Genomic DNA, 5,157 nt, shown 5'->3' on the forward strand with positions numbered 1-5,157 from the left:
TAAAAGTAAATTTTTATATTTATCACATATTAAATATGTCTATAAATAAGGATATTGCTTCATTAACTTCCTTATAAGATCAAAAATAAAGCAAATAAGTTTTATTTAACGAAAAAAATTGTAGAAATATTATATATATACGTATTTTTTACTGTAATATTTTTTTATTCTTTTGATTGGAACATTGAATGCTGACATGTAAACAATATGAGCTACTCTTGTTTATTCACAATCATATAAAAGAAACAGGTGTTTCTCCTTCTTTTGAGGAAATGAAAAATGCTTTAGAACTGTCTTCAAAGTCTGGCATTCATAAGCTCGTTATAGCTTTAGAACAGCGAGGTTTTATACGTCGTTTGCTCAATCGCGCTCGTGCAGTTGAGGTGATTCGACTTCCTGAGAAAATAACATTTAACCTTTCTCTAGCACGTAAGATTTCTCCCAGTATGATAGAAAAAAATAAAAGGGAAATATCAAAAAACTTGACTAATCTTGGGAACTTTGAAGCAGAAGAAAAAAAAATATCATTATTCCCATTATGGGACGTATTTCTGCGAGCGTTCCCGCCTCTGCTATACTGCAACAAACAAGCACACTTTCTCTCCCAAATGATATGGTTAATACAGGTGAGCACTACGCATTAGAAGTTAAAGATAATTCTATGGTGGAGGCTGGTATTCTTGATAAAGATACGATTATTGTGAAACGTCAAAATACAGCAATATCAGGTGAAATTATTGTCGCATTTATTGATAAAAAAGAGGCAACGTTAAAACGTTATCGACGCAAAGGAACCTCTGTTGCATTAGAAGCCGCTAATCCTCACTATGAAGCACGCACATACAAATCCGAGCGTGTAGAAATACAAGGCAAACTTACCGGACTTATTCGCAAATATTAAAAATAATAGTACACGTATATATACGCCAATAAAATGCAGTTTAAAAACTGTTGTGTGTTTTTTGATTGTGCCACACGCAATTGGCTTTCTTCCCACAGCCAAAGGATGAGTCTAATTTGGTCTATAAACAAAACCAAATCCTTATCGAGTGGATTTCCCTTCCCCTCTACCCTGTTATGTTTTTCACTGAAGCACGGATGAACAAGTAAGCTTAAAAATATTCACTAAGTATTCTAAAAGGGACTTGAATGCTTTGAAGGAGTCTGTCTTATAACATCGCCATCAATAAAACTATTTGACAGTATAATCAGATAAAATTGTAGGCATACACAAAATATTGTAGAAAAAAATCAAATAAACTTGTAACAGATTGTTATGTATAAGAAATAAAGAACTTTTCTTATTTTCTAAGTCAATAAAAGTGAAACTCAATCATTCACAGTAATTATAGGATTATCATGCTAGCACCTCGTATTAGTTTTGTCTCTCTCGGATGCCCAAAAGCACTCGTAGATTCTGAGCGAATTATTACAAGCCTCCGCTCTGAAGGGTATGAAATTTCACGTCAACATCAAGGAGCTGATGTCGTTATAGTGAATACCTGTGGTTTTCTTGACTCTGCCAGAAAAGAATCCTTAGCCAATATTGATGAAGCTCTCAAAAAAAATGGAAAAGTTATTGTAACGGGGTGTCTTGGTGCTGACCCTGAAGTTATTCGCCAAGCATACCCTAATGTATTGGCCATTACAGGACCACAAGCTTATGAAAGTGTTATACAAGCTGTTCATACAGCAATTCCTCCTGTTCATAATCCCTTTCTTGATTTAGTTCCTCCCCAAGGTATTCGTTTAACACCTCGCCATTACGCTTACTTAAAGATTTCTGAAGGATGTTCTAACAGGTGTAGTTTTTGTATCATCCCTACACTGCGTGGAGATCTTACTTCACGCCCCATCAGTGATGTTCTTCGTGAAGCTGAAAAACTCGTACAAGCGGGTGTAAAAGAACTTTTGGTTATTTCACAAGATACGAGTGCTTATGGTATTGATCTTAAATATCTCGAAAACTCTTGGAAAAATCGCACAATTAAAACGAAGTTTTTTGATCTTTGTCGCGAACTAGGTGATATGGGTATTTGGGTACGTATGCATTACGTTTATCCTTATCCCCATGTAGATGAAGTTATCGAACTTATGGCGGCAAAAAAAATTCTCCCTTATCTAGATATTCCTTTTCAGCATGCATCACCGACTGTTTTGCGTCATATGAAGCGTCCTGCTCTTATGGAAAAAACAAACCGTAGAATTGAAAAGTGGCGAAAAATATGTCCGGACCTCACTTTGCGATCAACATTTATTGTTGGTTTTCCAGGAGAAACAAATGAAGATTTTAATATGCTTCTAGAATGGCTAGAAGAAGCAAAAATTGAACGCGCCGGATGCTTTAAATATGAAGAAGTCAAAGGGGCTGTTGCAAATGATTTGGGATTAGAAAATATTCCTGAAAACGTGAAAGAAAACCGCTGGCATCGTTTTATGGCAAAACAACAACAAATTTCTACACATCTTTTAAAGAAAAAAATTGGAAAAAGACTTCAAGTTCTTATTGATGAAAGCCAAGGAAAAGTTGCTAAAGGACGTAGTCAATACGATGCTCCAAAAATAGATGGTGTTGTTCATATATCATCACGACGCCCTTTGCGTGTCGGTGAATTTGTCACCGTTAAAATCGAACAATCGGATGCCTATGATCTTTATGGCATAGCAGTTTGAAAAAATTTAACTTCCGCCCATTCCCAAGGAGGAAGTTTCCCATCGGAGACGGTTTTATAAAAGCGGCTGTTCACAGTAGAGCCGATTACTTATGTAACTCACTTCATGAGGATTTACAGACAGTTTCTTCCCTCTCAATGTTTGCTATACACTCTAAAAATACTTTTTATCAAGCGCTTAATATCATTTTGATCCACCACCCTAAATAACAAAATGTTTTATTGACAACAGGATAAGATACAATCTACAAGGCCCTTTCATTTTTACTTTAAAAAAGAGCAAACCGATAATTATATTATTTTCCATATTGGGATAGCCATTGGTTATTTGAAGGAAGCTTTTTGAATTGTGTTTTATGCATATAAGAGCCTCGCTTATCATATGCAATATAAGAGAATTTGAAATAAAACACCTAGGCTAATTAAGTTGCAAAATAATGAATTATCATTATAAATAAGTATCTTATCTTAAATTCTTCAAACTTATTTTTATAAAAAATCTCGTTTTTATTAACACGTTTTAAAATCAAAGAATCTCTTATCAAGCAAATGACTTGGGCGAACATTCGTTAAAGCGCGAATCATTGTATCTTTACGTCCTGGCATTTGTCTTTCAATATTTTTTAGCATTTCTTTCATTGCATTACGTTGTAAACCATCTTGACTGCCGCAAAGATTACAAGGAATAATAGGAAATTGCATTGCTTGAGAAAATTTTTCCATATCTTCTTCAGCAGCATAGACAAGAGGACGTAATACAAAAAGATCTCCTTCATCATTTTTAAGTTTTCCAGGCATAGCAGCTAATCGTCCACCGTGAAACAAATTCATAAAAAATGTTTCCAACACATCATCACGATGATGCCCTAAAATTAATGCTGAACACCCCTCCTCACGTGCAATGCGATAGAGATTACCACGTCGCAATCGAGAACAAAGTGAACAATATGTCTGCGTCTCTGCCAATTTATCTGTAACAATGGAATAAGTATCTTGATATTCAATACGATAGGGAATTTTATAAGAACTCAAAAAATCTGGAAGAATATGTTTAGGAAATCCTGGTTGTCCTTGATCAAGATTACAAGCAAGAATTTCAACAGGTAAAAGACCACGCCACTTTAAATCTAAAAGCAGTGCTAATAAACCATAAGAGTCTTTTCCACCTGATACAGCGACAAGCCATTTTTTTCCAGTAGAGAGCATAGAAAAATCATCCAAAGCTTGTCGCATATGACGCAAAAGGCGTTTACGCAATTTATTAAATTCCACACTTGAAGGAGCACACCGAAATATTGGATGACAATCATCTGCTTCGCTTGCCAAAAGATCATCTTTCTCTTCGTTTTCTTCTATTGTCTGATATTCAACGGAAACATCATTCATAAGACCATATCCTGCACAAGTAGAAACTTATTTTGCAAAGATAAAAACAAATATAAAGCAAGCTTATACTTATATTTTTTGAATTTATAAAAACAAATACTAAAAAAATAGAACTATATAAGCTTATAACACTAGAACAGTGTAATAAGCTTAATATAGAACCATTCACAAAATATCTGCTAACTCCAAAGATTATAAAAACAACATAATAAAAACAACATAACAGTTTGAAATTATAATAATAGAAGAGAAACAACTTTTTTCATAAAACAATTATCGAGAATAAAATTCAACGACCAAATTAGGTTCCATTTGCACAGCATAAGGAACATCTGCAAAAGCAGGAATACGTGTAAAGGTCGCTTTCATCTGTTTATGATCTGCTTCAATATAATCAGGGACATCACGCTCTGCTAATTGTACCGATTCTAAAACCAAAACAAGTTGTTTTGATTTTTCCCGAACCTCAATAACATCACCTGGTTTACAACGATACGATTGAATATTTGTGCGTCGCCCATTTACATTCACATGACCATGATTAATAAATTGGCGAGAAGCAAAAATCGTAGGAACGAATTTTGCACGATAGACAACAGCATCCAAACGAGATTCTAACAAACCGATAAGATTTTCACCAGTATCACCCCGCCGACGAGCAGCTTCCACATAAGTTTTATGAAATTGCTTTTCTGAAATATCGCCGTAAAACCCTTTCAGTTTCTGTTTAGCGCGCAATTGCACCCCATAGTCAGAAAGTTTTCCTTTACGACGTTGTCCATGCTGACCTGGACCATAATCACGACGATTGACAGGAGATTTTGGACGCCCCCAAATATTTTCTCCCATACGACGGTCAATTTTATACTTTGTTGTTTCGCGTTTACTCATCGCATTTCCTTTAAAATAAAACACGAGATCTTGAAGATCTCAAGGAAACGCGCCCTCCTCTGCCTTTAATACAAAAAGACTGACAGAATAGCTTAACATACCAATATGCGAAGTTATCCACGGGACACGTCAATTAATGCCATTTTCTTGAAAGAAAAAGCTAGAGCATCTTTATTGATCTCATATTCCAAAGTCAACTCTTTTCATA

3 protein-coding genes and 1 pseudogene are annotated in these 5,157 nt (G+C 35.0%); 2 read left to right on the forward strand and 2 right to left on the reverse strand.

Going from position 1 to position 5,157, the window contains the following annotated elements; translation table 11 throughout:
* The first annotated feature begins 188 nt into the window (after window positions 1-188).
* Together lexA and rimO are read left to right on the forward strand one after the other, a co-directional pair.
* A pseudogene (lexA, locus tag BN338_RS02420) lies at window positions 189-901 on the forward strand (transcriptional repressor LexA).
* Window positions 902-1,359: 458 nt separating this feature from the next.
* A complete protein-coding gene (gene rimO / locus BN338_RS02425; RefSeq protein ID WP_039758672.1) occupies window positions 1,360-2,673 on the forward strand; it encodes a 30S ribosomal protein S12 methylthiotransferase RimO in 1,314 nt (437 codons plus the stop codon).
* A 509-nt stretch (window positions 2,674-3,182) separates the two neighbouring features.
* On the opposite strand, the gene ttcA is transcribed toward rimO, so the two are convergent.
* Both ttcA and rpsD read right to left on the reverse strand, forming a co-directional pair.
* Window positions 3,183-4,058, reverse strand: coding sequence for a tRNA 2-thiocytidine(32) synthetase TtcA (gene ttcA, locus BN338_RS02430; RefSeq protein ID WP_039758674.1), 876 nt, complete (start codon window positions 4,056-4,058; stop codon window positions 3,183-3,185).
* A gap of 273 nt (window positions 4,059-4,331) precedes the next feature.
* Window positions 4,332-4,949, reverse strand: a complete 618-nt coding sequence (gene rpsD / locus BN338_RS02435) for a 30S ribosomal protein S4 (protein WP_012231733.1) — start codon at window positions 4,947-4,949, stop codon at window positions 4,332-4,334.
* Window positions 4,950-5,157: the final 208 nt, after the last annotated feature.

The sequence above is a fragment of the Bartonella queenslandensis AUST/NH15 genome, from assembly GCF_000312585.1.
Classification (GTDB): Bacteria; Pseudomonadota; Alphaproteobacteria; order Rhizobiales; family Rhizobiaceae; genus Bartonella; species Bartonella queenslandensis_A.

Bases quoted from the DNA above. Each gene is read 5' to 3' on its own strand.
- rpsD (WP_012231733.1), bottom strand. From the start codon at position 4,949: ATGAGTAAACGCGAAACAACAAAGTATAAAATTGACCGTCGTATGGGA.
- ttcA (WP_039758674.1), bottom strand. From the start codon at position 4,058: ATGAATGATGTTTCCGTTGAATATCAGACAATAGAAGAAAACGAAGAG.
- rimO (WP_039758672.1), top strand. From the start codon at position 1,360: ATGCTAGCACCTCGTATTAGTTTTGTCTCTCTCGGATGCCCAAAAGCA.